The organism is Microbacterium paulum (assembly GCF_015707995.1).
GTDB classification, from domain to species: domain Bacteria; phylum Actinomycetota; class Actinomycetes; order Actinomycetales; family Microbacteriaceae; genus Microbacterium; species Microbacterium paulum.
Genome location: NZ_JAAGRY010000131.1, coordinates 1 through 1,222, shown reverse-complemented (window position 1 = coordinate 1,222; position 1,222 = coordinate 1). Strand labels below are relative to the sequence as shown.

Genomic DNA, 1,222 nt, shown 5'->3' with positions numbered 1-1,222 from the left:
GCGTCGGCGCGGCCGGCTGGGAGGTGCGCCTCGGCATCGGCGACGGGGCGCCCGCGTCGGTGCGGTGGCTGGCGGGTCTCCCCGGCATCCGTCTGCAGCACGCCGTCGCGATGCCGGCGACCGAGTTCGTGCTGACGAGCGGGCGGGTGGCCTATCCGGTCGCCGCGGCGCAGCCGGGCGAGATCGTGCGGATCGCCCCCGACGACCCGGCCTCACCCCTCGGCGCGGCCCGCGTCGAACGGCTCAGCGTGCTGGGCGACCTGCTCTCGTCCGACCGGGTCGACGCGGTCACCCACTGACCCGCGGGCGGGCCGCGGTACGAGGTTGGCCCTACGGTGCGGTCGTGCGTCACTCGGGCCGTCCGGCTCTGCGCACAGCGGCACGCGGCCACTAGGCTGGCCGCGTGCTGCTCAGCGACCGTGACATCCGCACCGAGATCTCCGCCGGCCGGGTCGGACTCGACCCGTGGGACCCGGCGATGGTGCAGCCGTCGAGCGTCGACGTGCGCCTCGACCGCTACTTCCGGCTGTTCGACAACCACAAGTACCCGTTCATCGACCCCGCCGAAGACCAGCCCGACCTCACGCACCTGATCGAGGTGCGCCCCGACGAGCCGTTCATCCTGCACCCGGGCGAGTTCGTGCTCGGGTCGACGTTCGAACAGGTGACCCTGCCCGACGACATCGCCGCGCGCCTCGAGGGCAAGTCGTCGCTCGGCCGGCTGGGACTTCTCACCCACTCGACGGCGGGGTTCATCGACCCCGGATTCTCGGGGCACGTCACGCTCGAACTCTCGAACGTCGCGACCCTGCCGATCAAGCTCTGGCCGGGCATGAAGATCGGGCAGCTGTGCTTCTTCCGCCTGTCGTCGGCGGCCGAGAACCCCTACGGCACCGGGCCGTACCTCAACCGCTACCACGGACAGCGCGGGCCCACCGCGTCCCGCTCGTTCCAGAACTTCCACCGCACCGACGTCGGTGCGACGGATGCCGGGGCGCGCGGCGCCTGACCGGCGCCTGCTCCCGCCCGACGTAGAGGCCTCCACGCCGAACACGAATGGTCGCCTCCCGGACGGGATGGCAACCATTCGTGTGAGAGCTGCGGGTGCTCAGGCGCTGTGCGCCTCGCGCCCGCGGGCGAAGCCGGCGTCGAAACCGCGCTCGTAGGCGCGCTCGCCGCCGTGGCCGTGCCCGCCGTCGGCGTCGCGGCCGAAGCCGTGCCC

Annotated in this window: 2 protein-coding genes; both read left to right on the top strand. The window is 73.0% G+C overall.

Features of this window, described 5'->3' with window-relative positions; genetic code table 11:
• The coding region (locus tag G3N18_RS15780; RefSeq protein WP_196385190.1) for a hypothetical protein at positions 1-299 on the top strand (299 nt) is incomplete at its 5' end.
• Between the two features lie 104 nt (positions 300-403).
• On the top strand, positions 404-1,009 hold the full coding sequence (gene dcd, locus G3N18_RS15775) for a dCTP deaminase (RefSeq protein WP_196385189.1): 606 nt from the start codon (positions 404-406) through the stop codon (positions 1,007-1,009).
• Positions 1,010-1,222 lie beyond the last annotated feature (213 nt).